The sequence below is a fragment of the Sphingobacterium multivorum genome, assembly GCF_900457465.1.
Lineage (GTDB): Bacteria > Bacteroidota > Bacteroidia > Sphingobacteriales > Sphingobacteriaceae > Sphingobacterium > Sphingobacterium multivorum.
The window spans coordinates 746,609-770,791 of record NZ_UAUU01000011.1 but is presented as its reverse complement, the minus strand read 5'-3'; the positions used below and the strand labels follow the sequence as shown (position 1 = coordinate 770,791).

27 protein-coding genes, 1 tRNA gene and 1 pseudogene are annotated in these 24,183 nt (G+C 37.8%); 13 read left to right on the top strand and 16 right to left on the bottom strand.

The features are described from left to right. The first annotated feature begins 144 nt into the window (after positions 1-144). Both DTA23_RS20480 and DTA23_RS20475 read left to right on the top strand, forming a co-directional pair. Positions 145-822: a ferritin-like domain-containing protein gene (locus DTA23_RS20480; protein ID WP_256604489.1), complete on the top strand. Its 678-nt coding sequence runs from the start codon at positions 145-147 to the stop codon at positions 820-822. Between the two features lie 21 nt (positions 823-843). Then, positions 844-1,677: a ferritin-like domain-containing protein gene (locus DTA23_RS20475; RefSeq protein WP_112375872.1), complete on the top strand. Its 834-nt coding sequence runs from the start codon at positions 844-846 to the stop codon at positions 1,675-1,677. A 65-nt stretch (positions 1,678-1,742) separates the two neighbouring features. On the opposite strand, the gene DTA23_RS20470 is transcribed toward DTA23_RS20475, so the two are convergent. From DTA23_RS20470 to DTA23_RS20460, 3 genes are all read right to left on the bottom strand, one after another. Continuing rightward, complete coding sequence (locus DTA23_RS20470) at positions 1,743-2,579, bottom strand: anti-sigma factor (RefSeq protein WP_112375871.1); 837 nt, start codon at positions 2,577-2,579, stop codon at positions 1,743-1,745. Positions 2,580-2,581: 2 nt separating this feature from the next. Beyond that, complete coding sequence (locus tag DTA23_RS20465; protein WP_112375870.1) at positions 2,582-3,148, bottom strand: RNA polymerase sigma factor; 567 nt, start codon at positions 3,146-3,148, stop codon at positions 2,582-2,584. A gap of 286 nt (positions 3,149-3,434) precedes the next feature. After that, positions 3,435-3,755: a hypothetical protein gene (locus DTA23_RS20460; protein WP_146753153.1), complete on the bottom strand. Its 321-nt coding sequence runs from the start codon at positions 3,753-3,755 to the stop codon at positions 3,435-3,437. Positions 3,756-4,194: 439 nt separating this feature from the next. Between DTA23_RS20460 and DTA23_RS20455 the strand changes: the two genes are divergently transcribed. From DTA23_RS20455 to DTA23_RS20440, 4 genes are all read left to right on the top strand, one after another. After that, positions 4,195-5,184: a preprotein translocase subunit SecD gene (locus DTA23_RS20455; protein WP_146753151.1), complete on the top strand. Its 990-nt coding sequence runs from the start codon at positions 4,195-4,197 to the stop codon at positions 5,182-5,184. A gap of 147 nt (positions 5,185-5,331) precedes the next feature. Further along, positions 5,332-5,775 (top strand): hypothetical protein, encoded by a 444-nt coding sequence (locus DTA23_RS20450; protein ID WP_112375867.1) that lies wholly within the window; start codon positions 5,332-5,334, stop codon positions 5,773-5,775. A 495-nt stretch (positions 5,776-6,270) separates the two neighbouring features. Beyond that, entirely contained in the window at positions 6,271-7,014 is a 744-nt protein-coding gene (locus tag DTA23_RS20445) for a hypothetical protein (protein WP_256604488.1), read from the top strand. 194 nt (positions 7,015-7,208) lie between these two features. Then, a tRNA-Leu gene (locus DTA23_RS20440) sits at positions 7,209-7,290 on the top strand. Between the two features lie 134 nt (positions 7,291-7,424). On the opposite strand, the gene DTA23_RS20435 is transcribed toward DTA23_RS20440, so the two are convergent. Beyond that, positions 7,425-7,808: a hypothetical protein gene (locus DTA23_RS20435; RefSeq protein ID WP_046675100.1), complete on the bottom strand. Its 384-nt coding sequence runs from the start codon at positions 7,806-7,808 to the stop codon at positions 7,425-7,427. A gap of 239 nt (positions 7,809-8,047) precedes the next feature. Further along, positions 8,048-9,016, bottom strand: a complete 969-nt coding sequence (locus DTA23_RS20430; RefSeq protein WP_046675099.1) for an ROK family protein — start codon at positions 9,014-9,016, stop codon at positions 8,048-8,050. Between the two features lie 396 nt (positions 9,017-9,412). Here DTA23_RS20430 and DTA23_RS20425 point away from each other — a divergent pair, with 396 nt between their 5' ends. Then, positions 9,413-10,705 (top strand): DUF389 domain-containing protein, encoded by a 1,293-nt coding sequence (locus DTA23_RS20425; RefSeq protein WP_112375866.1) that lies wholly within the window; start codon positions 9,413-9,415, stop codon positions 10,703-10,705. 71 nt (positions 10,706-10,776) lie between these two features. Here the strand turns inward: DTA23_RS20425 and DTA23_RS20420 are convergent, their stop codons facing one another. Then, entirely contained in the window at positions 10,777-11,469 is a 693-nt protein-coding gene (locus DTA23_RS20420; protein ID WP_112375865.1) for a CPBP family intramembrane glutamic endopeptidase, read from the bottom strand. Between the two features lie 75 nt (positions 11,470-11,544). Here DTA23_RS20420 and DTA23_RS20415 point away from each other — a divergent pair, with 75 nt between their 5' ends. After that, entirely contained in the window at positions 11,545-11,982 is a 438-nt protein-coding gene (locus tag DTA23_RS20415; RefSeq protein ID WP_070566885.1) for a helix-turn-helix domain-containing protein, read from the top strand. A gap of 7 nt (positions 11,983-11,989) precedes the next feature. On the opposite strand, the gene DTA23_RS20410 is transcribed toward DTA23_RS20415, so the two are convergent. Next, positions 11,990-12,478, bottom strand: coding sequence for a hypothetical protein (locus DTA23_RS20410; protein ID WP_112375864.1), 489 nt, complete (start codon positions 12,476-12,478; stop codon positions 11,990-11,992). Between the two features lie 161 nt (positions 12,479-12,639). Between DTA23_RS20410 and folE the strand changes: the two genes are divergently transcribed. The 3 genes from folE to DTA23_RS20395 all read left to right on the top strand — a co-directional run bounded on the left by folE (position 12,640) and on the right by DTA23_RS20395 (position 16,917). Further along, the gene (gene folE / locus DTA23_RS20405; RefSeq protein WP_112375863.1) at positions 12,640-13,311 is read left to right on the top strand and encodes a GTP cyclohydrolase I FolE; all 672 of its coding nucleotides are present in this window, start codon (positions 12,640-12,642) and stop codon (positions 13,309-13,311) included. Between the two features lie 66 nt (positions 13,312-13,377). Then, positions 13,378-14,385 (top strand): CobW family GTP-binding protein, encoded by a 1,008-nt coding sequence (locus tag DTA23_RS20400; protein ID WP_070566891.1) that lies wholly within the window; start codon positions 13,378-13,380, stop codon positions 14,383-14,385. Between the two features lie 492 nt (positions 14,386-14,877). Beyond that, complete coding sequence (locus DTA23_RS20395) at positions 14,878-16,917, top strand: M13 family metallopeptidase (protein ID WP_112375862.1); 2,040 nt, start codon at positions 14,878-14,880, stop codon at positions 16,915-16,917. 9 nt (positions 16,918-16,926) lie between these two features. Here the strand turns inward: DTA23_RS20395 and DTA23_RS30935 are convergent, their stop codons facing one another. Beyond that, positions 16,927-17,085 carry a hypothetical protein gene (locus DTA23_RS30935; RefSeq protein ID WP_239468818.1) on the bottom strand — a complete coding sequence of 53 codons (159 nt, stop codon included), beginning with the start codon at positions 17,083-17,085 and terminating at the stop codon, positions 16,927-16,929. Between the two features lie 69 nt (positions 17,086-17,154). Between DTA23_RS30935 and DTA23_RS20385 the strand changes: the two genes are divergently transcribed. Then, on the top strand, positions 17,155-18,963 hold the full coding sequence (locus DTA23_RS20385) for a glycoside hydrolase family 2 protein (RefSeq protein ID WP_083295991.1): 1,809 nt from the start codon (positions 17,155-17,157) through the stop codon (positions 18,961-18,963). Positions 18,964-19,073: 110 nt separating this feature from the next. After that, a complete protein-coding gene (locus DTA23_RS27230; protein WP_167450483.1) occupies positions 19,074-19,250 on the top strand; it encodes a DUF6496 domain-containing protein in 177 nt (58 codons plus the stop codon). A 58-nt stretch (positions 19,251-19,308) separates the two neighbouring features. Here DTA23_RS27230 and DTA23_RS20380 read toward each other — a convergent pair whose 3' ends face one another. The 8 genes and pseudogenes from DTA23_RS20380 to DTA23_RS30575 all read right to left on the bottom strand — a co-directional run bounded on the left by DTA23_RS20380 (position 19,309) and on the right by DTA23_RS30575 (position 24,086). Next, positions 19,309-19,716, bottom strand: coding sequence for a hypothetical protein (locus DTA23_RS20380; RefSeq protein ID WP_139145018.1), 408 nt, complete (start codon positions 19,714-19,716; stop codon positions 19,309-19,311). A gap of 166 nt (positions 19,717-19,882) precedes the next feature. After that, positions 19,883-20,497 (bottom strand): annotated as a pseudogene (locus DTA23_RS20375) (DUF417 family protein). Positions 20,498-20,564: 67 nt separating this feature from the next. After that, on the bottom strand, positions 20,565-21,404 hold the full coding sequence (locus tag DTA23_RS20370) for a helix-turn-helix domain-containing protein (RefSeq protein ID WP_112375861.1): 840 nt from the start codon (positions 21,402-21,404) through the stop codon (positions 20,565-20,567). Between the two features lie 32 nt (positions 21,405-21,436). Further along, positions 21,437-22,171, bottom strand: coding sequence for a YoaK family protein (locus DTA23_RS20365; protein ID WP_070566898.1), 735 nt, complete (start codon positions 22,169-22,171; stop codon positions 21,437-21,439). Positions 22,172-22,220: 49 nt separating this feature from the next. Beyond that, on the bottom strand, positions 22,221-23,033 hold the full coding sequence (locus DTA23_RS20360; protein WP_112375860.1) for a glycoside hydrolase family 16 protein: 813 nt from the start codon (positions 23,031-23,033) through the stop codon (positions 22,221-22,223). 213 nt (positions 23,034-23,246) lie between these two features. Continuing rightward, positions 23,247-23,537, bottom strand: coding sequence for a hypothetical protein (locus DTA23_RS20355; RefSeq protein WP_112375859.1), 291 nt, complete (start codon positions 23,535-23,537; stop codon positions 23,247-23,249). Positions 23,538-23,604: 67 nt separating this feature from the next. Continuing rightward, positions 23,605-23,889 carry a universal stress protein gene (locus DTA23_RS20350; protein ID WP_172462471.1) on the bottom strand — a complete coding sequence of 95 codons (285 nt, stop codon included), beginning with the start codon at positions 23,887-23,889 and terminating at the stop codon, positions 23,605-23,607. Positions 23,890-23,894: 5 nt separating this feature from the next. Next, positions 23,895-24,086, bottom strand: coding sequence for a universal stress protein (locus DTA23_RS30575; protein ID WP_112375857.1), 192 nt, complete (start codon positions 24,084-24,086; stop codon positions 23,895-23,897). Positions 24,087-24,183 lie beyond the last annotated feature (97 nt).

Genomic DNA, 24,183 nt, shown 5'->3' with positions numbered 1-24,183 from the left:
TATTTTAAAAAAAAAAGAATTTATGAAATCCAAGCTTTCCAAAAAGTCGTAAATGGGTATAAGTACAGAAAAAAATTATAAACTAAAAGACTTTTGTTATGGAAAAGATAACCTCTCACAACGAAACACTATTGAACTCCAATAGTGACATGGACAAAAGAGATCTCAGACGAAGAGATTTTTTTAAAATATGCAGGAGCCAGTGCTGCTACATTAGCCATCCTGGGTATGTCGAGTTGCAAAAAAGACCACGATGATGGCATGGATAACGGTGGTAAGGGCATGTACTTTGGTAGCGGCGACATTGCCATCCTAAATTATGCCTATGCACTTGAACAACTTGAAGCTGCATTTTATATCCAGCTAGTCAACAACCCCTATAGTGGCATGACGGACATGGAAAAAACTTTTTTTACGGATATCCGTGATCATGAAATTGCTCATCGTGAGTTTTTCAAGGTAGCCCTAGGGGCCAAAGCCATTTCAAGTCTTGAATTTAATTTAGGCGGTATCAATTTCAGCAGTCGCGAAACGGTACTGGCAACAGCAAAAACATTTGAAGATCTTGGCGTTTCGGCCTACAATGGTGCTGGATGGTTAATAAAAGATGTCAATTATTTACTGTTGGCTGGCAAGATCGTGTCTGTTGAAGCTAGACATGCCGCCTGGGTCAGGGATATGATCGACAATGGTAGCTTTGCCAATCAGGAAGTAGTGGATTCAAATGGTCTTGATGTCGCAAAGAGTCCAAGCGTTGTCCTTAGTGCCGCAGCGCCATTTATTAAATCTAAGATTGATGTGAGCGATCTACCAACTTATTAATTCACCTAAAAACTGATTATCATGAATCTCTTAAACGTTTTTGAACAAATAAATGCTGTAGATCCTGAATTCAGCGATCGCATCAGCCCTCGTCGCGAAGCAATTAAAAGTTTGGCTTCAATGAGCAAAAAAATAACTTTGGCTGCCCTGCCCTTTATGATAGGTGAGCTCTTTAAAAAAGCTTATGGTGCTACGGCTCCCACAGATGTCAATGGAGTACTCAACTATGCGTTGACTTTGGAATATCTCGAAGCAGAATACTACACTATGGCTGTTGCCAAAGCAGGTCTTATCCCCACAGGTAAACCACTCGGTGCGATAACCACCATTCGTGACCATGAAATTGCACATGTGAATTTTCTTAAACAGGTATTAGGCAATAAAGCTGTTTCAAAGCCAACCTTTGATTTCACCGCTGGGGGGACTTTCGGCAATGTTTTCAGTGACTACGACACATTTTTAGCTATCGCACAAGCATTTGAAGACACCGGGGTAAGAGCTTATAAAGGGCAAGCGGGAATTTTACTCGGCAATCGTGTTGTACTGACTGCGGCGCTTCAGATCCATTCTGTTGAGGCACGACATGCCTCTCATATCCGCCAAATGCGTCGTGCTCGCGGAGGTGGAACTGCCAATCAAAAACCTTGGATTACAGGAAGTAATGACAGTGGTATTGGCGCAGTTGTCGATCCGGTATATGCAGGCGAAAATAATATAACACAAGCGGGAGTGGATATTACAACATTGGCAGGTGCCATGGGGAAAATTTCGACCAATGCAGCAACCCAGTCTTTCGATGAACCTCTAACTGCAGAAGCTGTACTTAATATTGCAGGTCTTTTTATAAAATCCTAACAAAAGACGTAGTTTACCTGTTTTTAGCATGTCCTGATCGGTTTATCCCATCAGGGCATTGTTTTTTATATACTCCCCATTACACATAATGCTGTGAGTGTCGGTACATCTTTGCCGCCTTCATCTTCGAGGGTAATAGCAAAAGCCTGGGCCTTTGGAATATCCAGCATCTTACTTGCTGTATCTCCTTTTAAGTCAAGTGGAAAAACACCGGCATTAACAGGTTTACCATCGACCATTGCCCACAGTTGATATTGCTTACCTTTGGGTGCAACAGGCATGTGCTCAATACTCAGATAAACCGTCTTTGATACTTGATCCCAGAATACCAAAGCAAGGTAATCGGGTTTAGTTTCTACCCCCTTCAGAGGGATTGTTTTTATTGCTGGATTTTGAACGAGAGCCCATTTATCCTGTAGGGTAGCAAGTTTTGCCTGCTCAGCATCAAGTAAGGACGTCGTCTGATTTAGCTTATTCGCTGTATCTTGTTTACGTTGATATAGGAAGATATTAGCACCAATACTAACGGCTAACAATAGGCTTGCAGCAATAGTCCACTTGTATGATCGAGCAACAAGCGTTTTCTTTTCGGTATCCATAACAATTACGTCGTTATGGTCCGTAGAAGAAGGTACTAATGTTTCATCAATTTTATGATCTTCGTTTGGTACTAGATTTTCTGCAATGAGTTTATTCCATATATCCTGTTTTAATTGCATAGGCATCTCTATCGCTTGGCTATCGGCCAAATCTTCGAGTGCAATCTCTGCTTCGATGATGGCTTGTTCCACTTCGCTATTATTTTTTCGAATACAATTCAAGATGCTCACTTCCTCTTCAGAAGCAAGTCCCAAAACGTACGATTCAATAATCCCCGACGATATGTATGCTCTAATATCCAAAACTAGCGGTACTCTTTTAGTAATTGTTGTAATTGTATAAAAGCTGCCCTGGTACGTGTTTTTACTGTTCCTAGCGGCACATCAAGCTGTTCAGCGATTTCTTGTTGTGTATATCCTTCATAGTAGGCCATCTCAATCAAGATTCGCCATTCCGGCTTCAATTTATCTAAAATATTTTTAAATCCAATAAAATCTGCTTTCGTGTGTTGTTCGCCCTGACTTAGATCTTGTTCTTCCTCCCTATTTACGATATTTGAGAGCGGTTGGTTTTTCTGCTCGTTTACGATAGCTTTTGATTTTCGATGATCGAGGGCTGTATTGCGGGCAATGTTAATCATCCAGGTATAAAGGCGGCCTTTTTCTGCATCGAAAACATCGATATATCGCCAAATTTTGACGAATACATCTTGAATGACTTCTTCCGCATGCTCCGTTGAGACCACGATACGACAAACCACACCAAAGAGTGCATCGGCATAGTGATCATAAAGATAACTAAAAGCCTGTTGATTCTTTTTTTTCAATAAAAGAATCAATGTTTCTTCAGAAAGGTTGTGTAATGGACTCAAATTTTACGTTTATAATACGCTAAAGATGAAAATTAAAAATTTAAAAAAAAGCAGCAAAGACAAAACAAGTTAAAGTACCTATAAAACAGGTTAAAATACCTAATATAAGTTAGCCTATTTTCTGTTAATCCTCATTATTATTTATATTTTAATACGCAATGCATGATTTGCTTCCACCATATCGTACTAATTTACTCTTTTTTGTATTTCTAATTTTCAATGCTAGTTTTTCATGATTTGATTCCGCCTGGGAGGACGAATCACATTTAAATCTATTAAAATCTGTCTAAAGCTTTATTTTGTCGGACGAATTTTCCTTGGAAATTGGATTTATCGACAGCATTTCACATGTAGCCAAGTAAAATTCGTCAATTAGCTGAATAATCAAGTCATTCTTTACGTTATGTACAGCTATACCTGCCCAATTTTTGGAGGGAAGATACTTACTCCGAGTCCATTGAACAGGCTGCACTATTTGTTTTTCTGAACGCAACCATTCTAATCCACTATCATTGAAATATATCTTTTCATTTGACAAATCCATCACGATCAAAGGTCTTTTCTTAAAATAGAAAATACTCATATCAAGATCTGCAATTACATTCATTCGAATATGTTTTTTGAGATGCATATATGCATTTATACGGGTTAGTGTTGACATCTATTTATCTTATTGGCTATAATAAAATCATCATAAATTTCCATGAACATTCAAAGCAGGCGAAGTGTTCATCAGACGAGAATCAAAGATATTCGAACCAGCGGTCTAAGTGGGGTATATTTTGTTCTAATAGGTGGAAAAAAGATGTTAATGTAAGTTGAAAATACGACGGATAAAACCGCTAATTTACCAAGCGAAAGAATATGTGTTAGTTTGCCCCATTACAGGTTTCGGCGAATCGTAAAATGCCTGCACGGATTGTAAATACCACCATTGAACCAGTTTTGCAATGGTTTAAATTTGATAAATAACAAAAGATATGCGGAAAGAAAGTAAAAGCACGTCATTCATTAAAAAAATTCTAGGCTTAATTAGTCTTATCCTTATGGTAACAAATAGTAAAGCACAGCAAGTCACGCACTATTTTCCAAACGGAAAAGATAAGGCAAAGACCATCAGTGGACAGTATGGTGGTAATAGCGGGATTTGTCTTTTTGAAGATGGCAGATTTCTGTTATATGGTTATGCTACATCTGTTTTCGGCTTCTATGTTTTTGAAAAAGACTACCTGCTTTTCTATCCAGATGAAGCCCCTTTATTTCAACTGTATGGGCGTCACAAGCCTAATTTCACAGACAGTACTTGTATCAATTTGGCAGGTTTTGAAGAAGGTAAAACCTATGTACAATTTGATAATGACAGTACACATCGGGTTTTCAATGACAAGGCAAACTGTTTCAGCCCCCCTTTTGTTCATCAGGAATCCAAACCGGTTCAATCGCTTAAATTTATTGTACAAAACCAGCTTATGGAACATGACAGTACTTATCAAGTCTTTCAGTATAGCAATGAAGAAAAATTCAATGATTTTATAGCTGTTTATAACAGACCCCAACGTGCACGTCAACATTTCAGCGCTTTCCTATATTTGGCTGAAGGGAATAAATTAGCCATCAGACTCTCCAATTACGGTGGAGAAAGAGGTTTTTTAAAAGAAAATCAAGACGGTTCAAATCAAGAACACTGGCACGAAATATTGACCATGAAGAAGGATTATGATCAGGCAAATTATATTGACCCCCTAGCAATATTTAGTAACGCATATTATACCCTATTTTATCCTGACCTCGAACAGTACGTCTTGGATACCGTCAACAATCGATATGTAAGTAAGTTTGCATCAGACAATGAGGCCTATTTTGCGGGCAATCCTGAGCAAGACGATCGATACTTAAATAAATACATCCGTCAGAATCTGTTGCTTCTGAAAGACGAACAATTCGATCCATCAAAACTGTCAATTACCAGTCTATTTTTTTCGCGCTGTGAAGAATCTGAAAAGCCAGATCATGATGAATATGGACCACAGCAATAATCGCTCAAAATCCATAGCAATGATTCAAGTGGGAGCTTAGCGCTATTAAGAGTCGAAAGATTAGCACGTTTTCTTAAATATGGCTTAATTTTGGTAGTAATGACTAGATAACTGGATAACATTTATACTAGTTTTATTTCGGTGAAGATGATGAATTATAAAACGATTATTATTGGGCTAGGATTCTGTTCGCTAGCGGGTTGTGCAACGCAAAAGGAAAATATTGGAAATAGAACAGAGAGAGAAAGTGTATCCTTAGCTGAGGGGCAAAGAAAATCATTGCGAGAATATCCGATCAAGATCAAATTTAATGGTATTTCAGAAGATAGCCGTTGCCCTGAAGGCGTCAACTGTATCTGGTCTGGAGTTGCAGTAGCAGAAATTGAGATCGTAGAGAAAGCAACTAAACCCACGACAATAAAGCTCGCAACAATAGACCTACAGGATAGAGGTTACCAAAGAACTGCCAACACCAACGGATATACCATTTCATTACAGGATATCGTTCCTTATCCGAACAAGGAACAAGGGACACAAACGCTACGGGGTAACTACAAAATCGCTGTTATTGTACAAAAAACTGTAAAATAAGCCCGCAGCGGTTCACTGTGCGCCAACAATCGTCCTATGGAAATAGTCATTGAAAAATGACCCAATTCTATTAAAGAATGAACCAATTTTTAAAAACACCAATACATATATTTTAATTATATGCATGGATACTTATTGGTTCATTCCTTGAAAAATAATACCTTTGCCAAAACCTCATTTATGAAAAAGTTTTTTAAATTTATTAAGATTACATTTTTTTCTATACTGGCTATTATTGGGCTATTATTCCTCTATTTTTTCATTTCCAATCGGATATTTATAGGAAATACCAACGCGGAAAATATAGCGTACCTCAAGCTTCATAAAACGGAGATTAAGGATCGTATTGTAGATTCTCTATTCGACAATAGTTTCTATAATTCGGATATTTTTTTACTCGGGGAAATTCATGGCTACGCAGACAATCAAAAGTTGGACAAAGAGCTGTTATTTTATTTGAACAAAAAGCTCGGTGTTAAATATTACATTGCTGAGATGGATAGTACAAATGCCAACAAACTAAACAGCTTTTTATCCAAGCCGCTAAAAGATAACGCCCTACTGAAAGATGTGGTTCGCTCCATTCGCAAACGTATCCCGCAACAGTCTAGTTTAGAGCTATATCAAAAATGGGTCGAAATTTATGATTATAACCGCCACCTTGCCGATTCGGCAAAAATCACTGTTATTGGCATAGACAAAAGCTTTACAGCGGATAAATCTGACGTATCCAGGGATTCAGCTATGCTGTTAAATTTGGAAAATTATATTAAAAATCACCATATTGATGGTCAAAAACTATATGGACTATTTGGTTTTTTTCATGTTTTACAAAAAGGAAAGGATGCAACCAATGATCCTTTTGCTACACGCTTGAAAAGTAGCGGCTATAAAGTATCTAGCTTTGTTAGTTATACCATTGCTAGTGAAATGTATTTTCCAAAGAATCCTCAATTTCCAACCCCTGAAGATGAAAAAGTAGAATGGGTAAATGCAGATGGCCCACTTATGCTCGTGAAAGGCATTCAGGATCTAAAAGAATTAAGTCGACCAAATAGTATATCGTTATTTAAACTCAATGCAGCACATTCACCTTATGCTACTTCTCAAGATTTAATAACTGTAAAATCACGGCTTTTTGGCGAAAATATCATACCTGCTGAAACGAATCATACAACAGACTTCTTTCAATATGTATTTTTGTTACGAAATTCAAAGGCCTTAACAAAACTTGATTAGGACAGCAAGCATTTCATCAAAAAATTGGATAAACAAGCCGTCTGCTGATCACATGATTAAAGAAACAAGGATCCTATTGAAAAATATTCCATTCATAAACAGGATGATCCGTATTTAGGAGGAGGAATCTCGCTTATCGATTTGCAAGATAGCACTTTGGTTTTTATATTTGCGACATCATAAGAAATCCTAATGCGGAAGTGGCGTAATTGGTAGCCGCACCAGACTTAGGATCTGGCGCCGCAAGGCGTGGGGGTTCGAGTCCCTTCTTCCGCACTTATCAATATCCCAAGCTTTCAGCTTGGGATTTTTTCTTGACCAGTACTTTTTGATGCTAAGTTATCACCATTGAGGGTATAATTTCTTGAAGCAAACAGAATAGATTAGCGATAATATGTCGCGTCAAGAATTTAAGCCGCCCAGTCAAATGGTTTTGTACAAGGGTCACACTCATATTTCAACACTTTTCCTAAGCTTTTCGCTTTTTTACCTTTTTTTACGAACACATAAGCCAAGTCTACATATTCCTCTACTTCGGCCCCACTTTCATCCCGTCCTTTTACAACCACAGAATAATATTTTCCATCCGGATATGCCTTGAAATATACTTCTTGAACAGTAATCTTTTTGGGTATTTGATTATCACAACAGCTACACCATAAAATAACGATGGGTTCTTTTTTAAGGTATGCAACGGCCGTTTCGGCTTGCTTTTGTGTCAAGGCCTGAAGTTGATCTGCTTTTGAGAATAAAGCTGTACACAGCAACAGAAGGAGAAAAATGGTCTTTTTCATTGGGAATAGTGTTAAGTTTAAAAGAACTTATTAGCAAAGACTATGCCTTTAGCTTCTCAAAAAAAGATAACAGTCGCTATAATAAATTAAATGGTCAGTTATTTCTCCATAAATCCCCGACAACAAGATCATATATATTCTGTGAAAGTGCCGTTGTATTTTAGCGATTTAACCAAGTTGTTCTCAAAACACAACAGTCCCGATAAGCGGTAATTCTGCCTTGAGAACAAACCAATATATTATTTTTCCCAGACCAATGCGCTTGCACCAAGAATAGCAGCGTCAGCCTCTTCCAATTCACTAAAGACCAGTTTAACTTTGTTTCTAAACAAAGGAAAAAGGTTTCTTTCCATATGGAGTTTCGCGGGTTTTAAGATAAAATCACCGGCCTTAATTACTCCTCCAAAAAGTAGAATTGCTTCAGGAGAAGAAAACATCACAAAATTTGCTAATGCTTCACCTAGTTTCTGCCCAGTATACCTAAATACCTCAATGGCTATCGCATCCCCTTTGAGCGCACATTCATGAACTGTCTTCGAATTGATCGCGTCCTCAGGGAATTGATTCAACATCGATTCCGGAAATTCGGCCCGCATTTTCTTGGCTGTAATGGTGATTCCCGTAGCAGATGCATAAGCCTCTAAACTTCCTTCAGAACCCGTACTCCAATGTTTTCGTCCTCCTGGTTTGACAATGGTATGGCCCAATTCGCCAGCAAAGCCATCGTGTCCATAAATAAGCTTCCCTCCGGCCACTATGCCGCTTCCTACTCCCGTGCCTAAGGTAATCATAATAAAATCTTTCATGCCGCGTGCCGCACCAAAAAGCATTTCACCATAAGCAGCGGCATTTGCATCATTGGTAATGGTGCAGGGAATCTTAAATTTGGCCGTCATTAAATCGCTAAATCGAATCACACCTTTCCAAGGGAGATTGGGAGCGTGGTCTATTGTCCCAGTGTAATAATTAGCATCAGGCGCGCCGACACCAATTCCATCAAAGCTTTGTTCACCACCAAATGCTTCAATTAAGGGATAAGCTTTCTCGTACAACGCATCAATAAACTCTTCCACCGTTTGATAAGCATCTGTTTTTATGCTTCCTTTTTCAAGTACTTCGCCCCGATGATTGACCACACCAAATTTTGTATTGGTTCCACCGATATCTATTCCCAACGCCACGCGTTTTGATAAATCTATTAATGACATTTCTCTTCCGTGTTTCTAAGTTCTAAAATTACTAAAAGATAATATTTTATAAGGAATCAACAAAATCTTCTTCACAATTATCCATAAATAGCATGCTAATCCCCTTTGAAAAGCCGATCTACCGACCACCAGATCAACCTAACTTAAAAAATTTAAATGTGCTAAATACCCGATAAATATGAGGTAAAATAAAGTATCAGCAACCTAAAGCAGACAACGATATCTGCCGGTCACCCGGGATTTCAGCCAAATGAAAAATGGATTTCACGTTATTAACGAGTGTTTTTGTCCGTAAAGACTTTGTATAGCAGAATTACGACAGAGGACTAAAATCGGCATAATTTTAGCGTCTTAATAATTGCTGAATAATTGCTGAGCCGCTATATTAATACGCTAATGAATAAAATATTGAGATTTTTCGATCTACATCAGGGAGAAGACCGAAAGGAGGCTGTTCTAGAAAATGTTGTGAGCAATATCTCTTTTCGCGGTGCTAATGCATGGATTCTAGCATGTGCAATTGTGGTTGCATCTGTAGGGCTAAATGTAAATTCTACAGCGGTAATTATCGGTGCTATGCTTATATCTCCATTAATGGGCCCGATTGTTGGAGCTGGATTTGCGTTGGGGACATTTGATTTTCCCCTCTTAAAAAAATCATTAAAAAATCTATTGATAGCAACTTTAATAAGCTTAGTTGTTTCTTATATTTATTTTCTTTTAAGCCCCTTCAAGGAAGCGCAATCCGAATTATTAGCGCGTACATCGCCCAATATCTATGACGTAATGATTGCACTATTTGGTGGTTTAGTAGGGGTTATCGCTATTACTAGGGTAGACAAAGGTAATCCTATTCCTGGCGTTGCCATAGCAACAGCCTTGATGCCCCCACTTTGTACTGCAGGCTACGGATTAGCTATCGGTAATCTCAGTTATTTTGCGGGTGCTTTATTTCTATACATCATCAATTGTGTTTTTATCTGCATTGCTACATTTATCATTGTCAAATATTTGCGTTACCCCAAAACTCATTATATCGATAAAAAACGCGAAAAAAGAATTACTCAAAGTATTACCATCATCACGATTATTCTTGTATTGCCAAGTGTCTATTTTGCATACAATCTACTGCAAGAAAAAAAATACACCAGCAAGGTAAACCAATTTGTTCAACAGGAACTCAGCAACAAAGGTTACACCGTTATCTATGAAAAGCTGGAGATGAATAGTAATCCAAAGAAACTTGAACTTGCCTTTTTATCAAAAAAATTCAGTGACAAAGAGGTAGAATCTTTACAGCGTGTAATGGAATCATTTGGTATTACCAATACTAACCTTGTCATTCATCAGGATAGTTTAGATTTAAAATCGAGTATTCTAAGCGAAATAGACAGACGTACAGCAGCTGTAAGTGAAAAGGATCTCACGATACGCGCCCTAAACAATGAATTAGCGAAATACCAGTTGGCCAGTCCGCAACTTGATCGCGATATCGCTGTATTATTCCCCGAACTGAATTCCTATAGCATTGGTGTCCAACAACATTATGCAAAGGCCGATAGCGTCGCCAGGATCGTAGCATTTATATACGCTACCAAGACCCCACTTCCATTAGCGCAACACGAAAAATTACAACAATGGTTGCAAAATCATTTTCCTAAAGATAGTGTAGCGATTATTAGTCAATAGTAGGCAATCGATCGGAAAATATATTTTTAATAGCATCTGCTCAACAAGTAAGTAATGGAAAAATTAAAAGATCAGGACCAGCCATTCGTGTTTTTTAACGATTTAAGGAAAATATAACACAATACTGGAAAGCCTACATAGTAAATAACGAAAATGAACAGCGGAAATATTCCTTCAGGTCTAACCGGATCGACGGCATGAGCTTTTACCAAAAGTTGCAATCCAATATTTTTTTCCTTTGAGAATACGACCATTGTTGTGAAATTATAAGCAAAATGCAAAGCAATTGGAAATATTATTTTACCTGTTTTTATACATATACGTGCTAGTAAATAACCAAATACACCCGTCGACATAAAAACTCTTGACATTTCAAACACATGTCCGATTATGCCATATGAAAACCAGTGATAAACTCCAAAAGCTATGGCTGTTATGAATGCAGCTTTTGTCTTCCCAAAGCGACTGACTAGCATATACAATAGAGCTCCTCTAAAGATCAATTCTTCAAATATAACTGCTTTTGATACATAATAAAGACTTCGAAAAAAATCTCCAAGTGTATACTCTGGGTTAAACTTATAAGGATTTTCTACCAAATAGGCTATTCCTAAATAGAGGATAACCAAATAAAACATTGGTACAACCAAACTTAAAAATAACGGTTTGCCTTTCGCATAAAAGCCCAACACCCTAAGATCCTGGTGACAGAAGTGTTTTAGTAAAAACCAAGAAACCAACAATTCAATAACAATAGCAATCATACTTTTTTTCTACAAAGCTATGGCCTTAAATCATTTAATTTTACGACATTTGAATACGTCGCAAAATGCCGTAAGATGACCAATAAATCAAGTAAAGAAAAAATTGCACTTCTGATCAAAAATGCACGTATAAACCGAGGCTACTCACAACAGCAACTTGCTGATCTGGTCAAGCTTAATCTGCGATCCGTACAGCGTATTGAAAATGCTGAAGTCCTTCCAAGGGCCTATAACCTAAATCTTATAGCAAGGGAACTTGAGCTGGATATAGCAGTACTGAAAGAGGAAAGCAATATTTCAGATACAGCAGAACCTGACCAAATCAATAATACATTTAATAAACCTCGAAAACTCATACTAAGTATCGGTATCGGATTGATTGGTATTTTATTAATAGCCGCCTTTCTATCACAATCAAGTGGTTTCCCGGAAACGAGCTTTGAACTGTTTTTGTTGCTTGCTTTGGTTGTTGTGGTTTATGGGATCATACTTTGGACCATTTGGCGTAGTTAACAATCTACTACTTTACGATAGATGCATCTTGTATAAAAATTTCAACCCGAGTCCTGTCTTTTTCGTTAAGCTTGACATATCCTTTTAAAGTAATAGGGTTCTCCTTCAACCAAATTTTATCGTTGTTAGCCAACGTAATCTCTACCATCGGTGGAATTCCATTTTGCCCACAAAACATGCATTGTAAAACAGGTAAAACGGACAATAGGAACCTGTTATGTCGAAGACCTGCCTTGAGCGGCACCATATACCCCTGAAGTTCCACCTTCATGCCATCCATTTTTGCAAGCTTACTGGGAAAAAATGGCGTGTATATCGTTTTCCCATTTTTCTTGTTCACTTTATACAACATGGTATCAAAGGTTTTCCAAACTTCATTCATGAGTGGCTTATGGTCTGCTAGATGCTGAGATTCCAACCCCGTTTGTGCCAAGACTGAATAACACTCTCCACCTAAAAAAATGAATAAAAAAACAAGAGTAAATTTCTTAAACATAGCCTATTAAAGATGTGACAATCAAATATAGTGAAAAAACATTACATGCAACTAAATTGCATTTACTACTTTTTCACTATATTTATAAAAATAAGTTAACAACTCCTAATTGCAGGAGCCTTCGTATATCTAATCAGCGTACACTAACAAAGGAATTATTTATGAACACATCATTAAAAAGAGACATCTCCTCCCCTATCGAAAATCTAGGCGATCTTCATATCATGACTTCGATTGATACACCTATGCGACATGATGCATTTACACGAACCGACAGCGAGAAAATTGAAAAGATCGCGCAGCTTTTTCAGGATATCATGCATGAACTAGGCCTTGACCTCCAGGATGATAGTCTCAGTGGAACCCCCTATCGTGTGGCTAAAATGTATATCAATGAATTGTTCTATGGCCTCAATCCAGCCAATAAGCCCCAACTTTCCACATTCGAAAATCGATATGGTTACAACAAACTATTGGTTGAGAAAAATATACGTGTAAATTCAGCCTGCGAGCATCATTTTCTGCCAATTGTGGGACGAGCGCACATTGGTTATATAGCAAAGAAAAAAGTAATCGGATTATCAAAGATAAATCGTGTAGTAGATTATTACGCACACCGCCCACAGGTACAGGAACGGCTTACGTTACAGATTTTTAATGAACTTAAATCGACCTTAGAAACGGATGATATTATTGTGCTCATTGACGCAGATCATCTCTGTGTATCAGCACGGGGAGTTAAAGATACGACCAGTAGTACAACTACCATGGAGTATAGTGGGATATTCGCATCGGAAAGTCAAAGAAATGACTTCTTTAATTTATTGAAATAAGATACCATATGGAATAATTTTCCATGTACTTCTGATAATTATATATCGCATATTTAATCATAAAAAATGAATAAAAGTCATGCTCGCCCTGTCACGATACTGACAGGCTTTTTAGGTGCCGGAAAGACTACTTATCTAAACGCCCTAATGAAATCATATCCGAACAAACGTTTTGCTATTATCGAAAATGAAATCGGCCAACTCAACGTTGACAGCATGTTACTGACTGAAAATTACGGACAACTTGTTCCACTTCAGGAAGGCTGTCTCTGCTGTACGCTAAATGACGAGCTCTATAGTTCGCTTGAATTACTTTATAAAAAACAAGATAGTTTTGACGAGTTGGTTATCGAGTGTACTGGTTTAGCCATACCGACTGCAATTATAGAGCCCTTTACGACGCACCCGATATTCCATAACTACTTCCCTTTAAAAAAAATTATTTGTCTCGTAGATGCCGCTCTTGTCGAAGATCAGATCAAGGAAAGAGATGAAGTACTCAGACAAATTATGGCGGCTGACGCCATCATCATTAATAAAACCAACGATGTACACCCAACTTATCTAGATTCGCTGTACAATTATTTAGCGAACCTAAATCCACTTGCAAAAACTTTATATTCGAAAGGAACAATGGAATTTCCTTTTGAAATAATTGAAGATATAGTGTACACAAAGAAAATAGAAACGTTTTCTTTTCTCAAAAACCTGTCCCCCAATAAGACGACAATATTAGGTCAATCGAGTTTCGGAAAATCACATCTCAAAGATATTTCGACACGAATCTACACCTTTGCCGAAGAGTTTAATTTCGTCAATTTATTCCTTGGTTTGAGCAAGCTTGTCGGAAAATATACAAACAGAATCTACAGGGTAAAAGGAATCGCATTTAAAAAAAATAGCGACAAAAAAATCATTATTCAAGCTGTAGGTTCTCGTATCGAAATGAGTTATGGCAGCCAATGGAAACAGGAGGATAAAAAGTTGAATACGATGGTTTTTATCGGGAAAGAACTGGACAGTCTGTATATAGAGCGCCTTCTCACAAGACTACTGGAAAATCATTCCAATTAATAAGAGGTAAATACCATCATCGATGTACGATGTCTTAGAATTGCTGCGCTCGATAGTGAATTCGCGCACGGCTTTTCTAAATTCCACTGTGGAAGCTTTAAGGTGATTAATTAATCTATCAATTTATGTAGATTTATATTTCAGCCGCGCTCCAAAGAAATGCAATCATTTCCTGCCGAACCAGCATACGATACTTGCATTCGGAAAGAAATTTTGATTCTATTGAGGTAGCAGTTAACAGATCGCATTAAAAATCATAGGTCAATGTATAATAAAATTATAGATTATGCACAGATTTACTTGTTGCTGAATTAGAATTTTCCGTCATTTGTGTAAATGATTTTTTTAGCTTAAAAAAAACCACAGCTAATTATTATTGACATGGCTGATACAAATCGAATTACACGGAGCAAATAACATGACCTATTTTACTCCTAATTTGTGCGTACTCCCAGATTGAATTATTGAAAATCATACAACATTAAAACAACAATGAAAAAATTAACACTTGCCCTAATTTTCTTGGCTGGAGTCTACACACAGCATGCTGAAGCACAGACAGCAGGTACAGGACCCGACAAAGGACTTGATCTGAGCTTAATGGACAAATCTGTACGTCCACAGGATGACTTTTACAACTACGTAAGCGGAACCTGGATGAAAACGGCTAAAATTCCTTCCGACAAACCCACATGGGGAAGCTTCAATAAATTGGCAGAAGATACGGACAACAATTCGATGAAAATTCTGAACTCACTTTTAAAAGATAAATTTCCTGAAGGAAGTGAGGGCAAAAAAATACAGGACCTGTATGCTTCTTATATGAACTTACAGAAAAGAAATGCAGACGGTATTAAACCGATCCAGGGAAATTTAAACAGGATCGACGCGATTAAAAACCTAAAAGATCTTCAGAATTATTTAACTTCCGTAACGAAAGAAGGTGAGAATAATTTCTATGGCTGGGGGGTCTACGCTGATTTAAAAGATTCAAAAATGAACGCGGTCTACTTAGGAGATGCCTCATTAGGACTAGGAAGAGATTATTATCAAAAAGAAAATGAAAAAAATACCGAAGCTATTGCCGAGTATCAAAAATATGTAGCTTCCATGTTAACAGAATTAGGCTATAAAAATGCTGATGCTGCCGCAAAAGGAATCGTTGACTACGAAAAAAGCATTGCGAAGACCTACTTGACCAATGAACAAAGCCGTGATAATACGTTACAGTACAATCCACAGACCATGGCAGAGTTAACCGCCTTGGTTAAAAATGTAAATCTACCTGAGTACCTTAAAAAAGTAGGTGTCAATACAGAAAAAGTAATCATTGGGGAATTAGGTTATTACAAGAACTTCGATAAATTGGTCAGTGCACAAAACCTTCCTGTTATTAAAGATTACTTAAAATTCCATATGATCAACGGTAGTGCCTCTTATTTAAGCGAAAAATTAGGAGACATGCGATTTGCTTTTTATGGTAAGTATTTAAGAGGTCAACAAGAACAAAGAGCGTTAAATAAAAGAGGTTTTGAACTGATCAATTCTACATTAGGCGAAGCTTTCGGAAAATTATATGTCGAAAAATATTTTCCAGCTGAGGCTAAAGCACAAATGGTCGAATTGATCGACTATTTAAAGAAAAGTTTTGCAGTCCATATCAACGATTTGAGCTGGATGTCTTCGGCTACAAAAGGAAAAGCGCTTGAAAAATTAAACAAATTCACTGTAAAAGTTGCCTATCCGGACAAATGGAAAGATTATTCCAAATTGAATATTCTATCTGAAAATAAAGGCGGGAATCTGTATGCTAACCTCCAAAATATCACCACATGGCGATATGAAAAGGATCTGGCTAAAATTGGCAAAGCTGTAGACAAATCAGAATGGGGAATGACTCCACAAACAGTAAATGCCTATTACAATCCCGTAAACAATGAGATCGTGTTTCCGGCAGCTATTCTTCAACCACCATTTTTCAACCCGCAAGCCGACGCAGCTGTCAATTTCGGTGGTATAGGTGCCGTAATTGGCCACGAAATGAGCCACGGATTTGACGATTCAGGTGCACAATTTGATGCGGACGGAAACTTGGTAGACTGGTGGACACCAGAAGATAAGGCCAATTTTGAAAAAGCAACAAAAACACTCGCAGCTCAATACGATAAATATGAACCTGTAAAAGGCACTTTCGTTAACGGCACATTTACAAACGGCGAAAATATCGCGGATTTAGGCGGTGTAAACATTGCATACGACGCACTTCAAATGTATCTGAAAGATAAGGGAAACCCAGGTGAAATAAGTGGATACACACAAGACCAACGTTTTTTCCTAAGCTGGGCAACTGTGTGGAGAACCCTATCCAGTGAAAAATATATGGTCAACCAAGTTAAAACGGATCCACACTCTCCAGGATATTTTAGAAGTTTTGGTCCATTGATCAATGTTGATGCTTTTTACAAAGCTTTTGATGTTAAACAAGGAGACAAACTGTACAAGTCACCGGAAGAAAGAATCAAAATTTGGTAATAAGCAAAACTACAGGAGCTGTCTCAACAAAGCAGCTCCTGTAGTTTTGTTTAATCCAGTCTCTATTTCTGTTGTGAACCAACCAACCAACCAACCAACCAACCAACCAACCAACCAACCAACCAACCAACCAACCAAGCCCAATATCGAAAACCGCACTAGTAACATTTCGTTTATAATTCACTAAATCATTTTAGTATACTTATATTCATATTCTGAAAAACCAAGAAGTATACCATGATAAAAACCAAAACCTCAATTTTTGTGCTGGCACTATCGTTCTTCGGTTGGCTTAATGCTTTGGCACAACAGCCACAGCTTTCAACCCCATGGACAGCAATAGCCAAGCAAACAGAAATCCCACTTTCCGAATATCCACGTCCCCAAATGGAAAGGAATGAATGGCTATGTCTCAACGGTAAATGGGATTATATAGGTGGAAAGGATGCTCCGAACGCACTAAATCCTGCTGTCCCCATTTCCTTTGACCACAGCCGAGAAAGCATTCTTGTCCCCTATTGTCCAGAGTCCTATTTATCCGGAATACAACGCAAACAAGAAATTAATCTGTGGTATCGTAAAAATTTCGAGCTACCTAATCATTGGAAAGGGAAAGATATTATACTCCATTTTGGTGCAGTGGATCACGATGCGACCATATTTGTAAATGGTAGAAAAGCTGGTACTCATTCAGGTGGCTACGACTCCTTCTGGATCAACATCACTGAGTTTTTAAAGGCCGGTCCAAATAACATTGTCGTCGCAGTGCATGACAAGAACGACGGTAAGTATCCTTCGGGCAAAAATGGACCTCGAGGCGACTATACATTTTCTTCTGGCATATGGCAAACTGTGTGGATGGAACCAGTAAGCAAAAACCATATACAGGGAATCAAATTGTTGCCTCAAGTAGCAGAAAAACAACTAAAAATACAGGTCACTAGCACAGCGAAGGCAAAAGTTACGGCCATCGTTTCTTCAGAGGGAAAAGAAATTTCAAAAACGGTAATTCAGTCGGGCATGGAATTTAATATCCCGGTAGAAAATCCAAAACTTTGGTCTCCTGACTCCCCCTTTTTATACGATTTAAAATTAAGTATACATGGGAAGAATGGAGAAATCATTGACGAGGTTAAGAGCTATTTTGGTATGCGTGATATTAAACTTGGTAAGGTAAACGGAATTGTAAGGCCGCTCTTGAATGACAAATTTGTGATGCAGCTCGGTCTCCTGGATCAGGGGTATTGGCCCGATGGTATTCTAACAGCACCTACGGAAGAAGCTCTCAAATATGATATCGAGTTTACCAAAAATGCTGGTTATAACCTTATTCGTAAGCATATGAAAACCGAACCCCAACGGTTCTATTATTGGGCAGATAAAATGGGACTGCTTGTGTGGCAAGATATGCCCTGCCTTTGGTATCCCGAAGAAGATACTACGATTTATCGAAAAGCATTTCGTGATGAATACAAGGCCATCGTTGACGACCACTACAACTCGCCATCCATTATCGCCTGGGTTCCTTTTAACGAAAATTGGGGCGCTTTCGATGTACGCAATATTACCGACTGGACCAAACAATATGACCCTTCACGTTTAGTGAACGGTAATTCGGGATTTAACAACAATCCATCTTACCAAAAAGCTTATGGTGACCCCGGAAATGGAGATTTTGTTGACACCCATATCTATGTTGGCCCAAAGGGTGCCTCAGAACCTGATTCGAAAAGGGCAGCTTCCCTCGGAGAGTTTGGTGGCGTAGGCTTATTTGTCCGCGGTCACATGTGGCCTGTCGAAAACAATGCCTATGCCTACGAACCCACTATAGAGGCACTCACAGACCGTTATATATTCCTAATGGATAATGTCGAACAATTGCTCCGATACAAAGGATTGAGTGTTGCTATTTATACGCAAACTACCGATGTGGAACATGAAGTCAATGGCCTATTGACTTACGACCGTAAAATACAAAAAATGGATCTTGAAAGAATAAAAGCAGTCAACCAAGCCGTGATTAAAGCTGGAAATGAATTGAATTAGCGGATACAGATGTTCGCTATTTCGCTCTCAAAGAATTTTCAAACGATTCAACTGAAACAGCTGTTCTTTTTGCAGAAGTGTTTAATAACAGATCAACGGGTAACACTATTATGGCAAAATATTCAGAAAAAGCATCTGAGAAAGTTGAAAAGACGATGCACGAAATGAAAGAAGGAAAATTAAAATCTGGTAGCGGGAAAAAGGTAACATCACGAAAACAGGCGATTGCTATCGGCCTCTCCGAAGCAAAAAAAGAAGGTGCCAAAGTACCCAAAAAAAAATCCTAGCAAGTAAACTTGCTAGGATTTTCTCTTTAGCCCAAATTATGCTTTTTCATGCGGCAATCTACAGTAGGGATTTTTTCTTGTCTGTACCATCATAAGGATCTGACAAAACATTTTGACTATCCTCGACATCTATAAAATTTTGATTTACATCTACGGGTGTATAAATATGAACACTGCTTCCATTTCTTTTTTTGAGATAATATTGAATCTTTGTTGTATCAATATTGGTCACATCTGAAGCTGTCCATATCATTTTATGACCTGCACCATCAATCGTTATTACTGTATCATTGCCACGAGCGATGATACGCTGCAGTCCCAATTCTCCTTTTCGATCACCTTCTCTTGTCAACAAATGTGTGTTACCATCTTTATCAATCATCCTGATCTGTTGATTATTGTTGCATCCAACTAAAAGGATGAAACTAAACAGAAGAAATGGAAGGGTCGTTCGTATTATTTTCATATCGTTCGTGGTATAACTCAATATAGTTTAACGACGAGACACAAAGATGCTGCCAAAATACAGCTGGCATGAAAGATACCTTCCAAAAGTTGGTGGATTTACCCCGAGTAGTGATCGCCTCCAGCAAACAACCTGCTGCTAATTCACATACAAAAACTATCTGTCTCTATTTTATATTCGTTTTTTTTATCAGACGGCTGGCACTTTCTGCTGCAATGATCAATGCTGCTGCAAGCATAATTACATCTTTCAGGACTAATCTACCGGCCGCGGATAAATAAGGAAAACCATAATTAGGTGACGGGAAATCTCCATCTAGCTTTGGCACAAACGCCTCTGGAGTTGTTATCAGGAAAGAAAGTGTAACCAATGACATAAGCACGGTACACAATGCCCCAAAAATTCCGATTTTAGGATACCAGATACCTAAAAATATCATCAGACCAATTGAAACAATTACAAAGCCAAGTATATAAGAAAAAATATAAGTTCCATTTTCTTGGTGCCATGCAATATTTTTCTTTACGACACGACCCTCCGGATTTTTAAACAACTGCTATTCCGGTATTAGCTCTCCGTTTTTATCCAACACCCGTTTTTCCGTATTATGATAAAAAAAACGCATTGCCGGACTATTAATAACAAAAGGAACTATACCATCAGCTTCATATTGAAATGCTTTTAATCCTCCAATCCATGCCATCACAATAAAAATTGAAATTCTAGCAAAGTTTGTAAAGATATATTGTGACTTTGCCAATAGCTTTATTATTTTCTCCATAACGTAGTTTGTTTAATACCATGCAAAACTAAACAATGGCTTAAATCCACAACATGGACAAATAGATCTATAACATAGACTTTTCGGCAACAATTGATAAACCGACCCGCTTCCGAAATACCTTAGGAGATACGCCTACCATCTTCTTAAAAAATCTACTGAAATAAAACTCGTCTTTGTACTGCAAATTGGCTGCTATTTCTTTAATACTTTTGGCCGTCAAATGGAGCTGTCTTTTACTTTCCAATACGAGGCGTTCCTGGATCAACTTTGAAGGGGATTTTCCCCATTTCAATTTTATTTTTTTCGTAAAAACGGCTGGACTTAAACCATAGTTCGCTGCATAAAAGGTAACTTCTTTATGCGCTTTATAATTCTTTTCCAAAAACTGCTCAAAGTCATCAATAATATCTCTATGAGCCCAATACGGTTTTTGTAGGTCGTTAAAAAGTAGCTTTTGTCTACTCGCCAGCGCTAAAATCAGCTGTAAATAGGTTCTGCTCAATGACTGATCATAGGATTCCGACGACATTTTGAGCTGATCTATTTTTTCCATGATAGTTGATATCTCATGATAAATAGCTGTTGAGAGCAACACATGAGGTTGCTGGTAGATGTTGTTGAATAGAATTCCATTACAGGCAACTTCATCTTTATGATATTCTATACAATAGAAATCGCCGTGAAATTTTAGCACACTAAAGGTACTTTTCTGCACCACATCCATCGTAAACAACTGATAGGGAGACAAAAACAAAACACTTTTAGGATCCGCATGGTATGTCACCAAATCAACCGAAAAACTCGTCGCTTTCTCAAATAAAAGAATGCAGTACAATGGTTCACTAATGTTGAATCTACCGGCAGATAATACTAATTTTTCAAACAGGATATGGGAATAGTTCATGTTATTAAGCTAAAATATGAATTTAATCGAACCTATTCATCCGGTCTTAAGCTTCGCTTCAAATGATAAAACTTAAGTAGAATATGGTCATACCATAAGGCAAATAAAAGCATACTAGCCGGTAACAATAATGTTTTCAGTTTAAAATATTGAAACATAAAGCCGCCTACAACTCCCCCAATAAAAAAGCCTCCAATAATCATCAACTTAAGAAAAATACTTTTGTGTAATTTCACTTTTTCAGCAATTTCTCTATAAAAAAGTAACTGCGAGATTTCAATACCAAGATCAGTAAACAATCCCGTCAAATGCGTCGTTCTGACAACTGATTGTGACACCTTCGTTACCAGGGCATTCTGAAGTCCCATAGCAAAAAGCAGGGCAAATGAAATTATGGTTGGTAACGTTGGCCCTGCTTTAAATAAAGCTGGGAGCAGTCCTACATTAATTAAGATAATAGACTCCATACAAATTGGAATGATATAAGCGTTATGTGATTTCTTTTTTGAAGCTAATTCTACAATAAAACCTGAAACGGTAGCTCCCATTAAAAAAAAAGCAATGTATAACAGATAAATCAAAGCCATCTTATAATTCATTAAAATCAACTGTTCTGAAAAAAATGCGAAGTGACCTGTGACATTCGTTGTTAAAGTGCTAACGGCAAGAACACCTGTAATATTGACCAAACCCGCCACACAAGATAAAATAGAGGCTAACTTTAAATTATGAATATAATTCCTTCCTCTCCCTTGATGCCTAAACATTTGAATTAATCTTTATAAATTAGAGAAAATAGATGAAAACAAGATTCATTTAAGGTTTCAGTAAATCATATACCCTGACATAATCCACCTCCATCTCTGCAGGAAATGCGCTGCTATCGACGCCTTGCACACCGCCCCAATCTCCACCAACGGCCAGATTCAATAGTAAATGAAATCTTTTATCAAATGGCCACACGCCATTGCCTTTTCCTTCATTTGGAAAACTGTAGATCTGTACATCATCCACGAAACCACGAATATACTCGGGGGTCCAGTCTATCCGATAATTATGAAACTCCGATGTTGCCTGATCAATTCGTTTCATCACTCCTTTTTGAGTTCCGATAGAATGATTATAATCCTTTGTATGAACGGTAATATGTATTGCATTCTCGTCATAACCGACATGCTCCATGATATCTATTTCTCCCGAATGTGGCCATCCTCCGTAAACCCAATCTGTCGGTAACATCCAAGCGGCTGCCCACGTACCTTTCCCTTTCGGCACCTTGGCTCGGACTACAAATCGACCATATAGAAAATCGCCCTTGTTTTTACTCACCAGCCTGGCAGAAGTATAGTTCAACCCTTCATATTGTTCTTTTATTGCAGTAATACGTAAAACACCATTTGCAACACTTGCATTTTTCCTGTTTGCATCTGTATAGTATTGAAGTTCATGATTTCCCCAACCATTATGCAAGGAGCCTACATCATATCCCCATTTTTTTGCGTCCGGAAGACCATCGTAATCGAACTCATCACTCCAACTGGGCATTTCAGCAAATTTATATTCTCCTACATGTGTACTATCGGGACTTACGGAAAGTATTGCGATCAAAGGAAGTATCCAAAGGCTCATTATGTTTATATTTTATACAATTATTGATAAAGCTAATGAAAAATATGAATAGATTACCTCACATCGGAGACGCAATTTAAAGCTCCGTTAGTAATTATAAAATCGCGGCTACTAACTTTAGTTTAATCATTTTCCCTTTACTAAAACGTGTACTATCAACCAATGGAAAGTGATAAGCAGGAGGAGATTACCCGCAATTAATATAAATTACGCTTAAAAAAGGTAGGTACAGTCAGGTTGCGATAAATTGCTTTCGTAAGATTTCGGGAAAATATACTTTTGAAAAAAACTTTTAGGACTGTACGACACCAGTAAAAGATCAATAGCTTCGATTTCCACCATGTAGTCGATACAACGTGGTATAGGCATATTGTAATCTAAACGATTGACCGCATTTTTTTCCACATAATCAATTTTATTAAACGAAAATTGGGCGGATAGCTTTTGTTTCCAGTCTTCAATATCTTCTTGTTTTGGAGAGATATACTTTTGTGTTACGTGCAACAGGCTGAGATTAAATTTCTCCGGTACACGTAAGGTGAAACTGTCGAGTAGATCATATTCGGACGCTTTAAAAATTGCTCAGTAATGCGATATTTTGCAACCCAAATTTTTGGAAAGTGATGGGTACTGCCAAGACACCGATTGGACTCTTTTTTATCAGGGCGAAGGTATTGCTTCCCAAGACAGCTTTCTGTATCATACCTTTACCTTTAGCTCCCATGACGATAAAATGATATTCCTTTTCTTGTAGTAAGTTTAGTACCGTTTTTTCCAAGTTGCCGGCCAAACTTACGGTTTTACAGCGGAGATCAGGAAATTCATCGTCGATACGTATCTGCCAGTCCTTGAGCAATGCTTTCAGCCTCCTTCCTTCTGAGGCTTCAAAAACATATTCTCCATTTTCGCATGGACACTGTCTTTTATTGGGATGGTATAAGTATGCAGAAGTTCTACTGTCCAATTAAATTTTTTAGCCAGATTCGCCGCATATCGAATAGCAGTCCATGAGTTTTCAGAAAAATCGGTGAGTACGAGAATTGTTTTGTCCATAAATATTTTGCAGATAAATCAGCGCGGATTATTAGTATTACAACAGTAAAGAAGGCAGAAGGTTTTTAATAATCAATCAAAAGAGAGACTTTAAAAA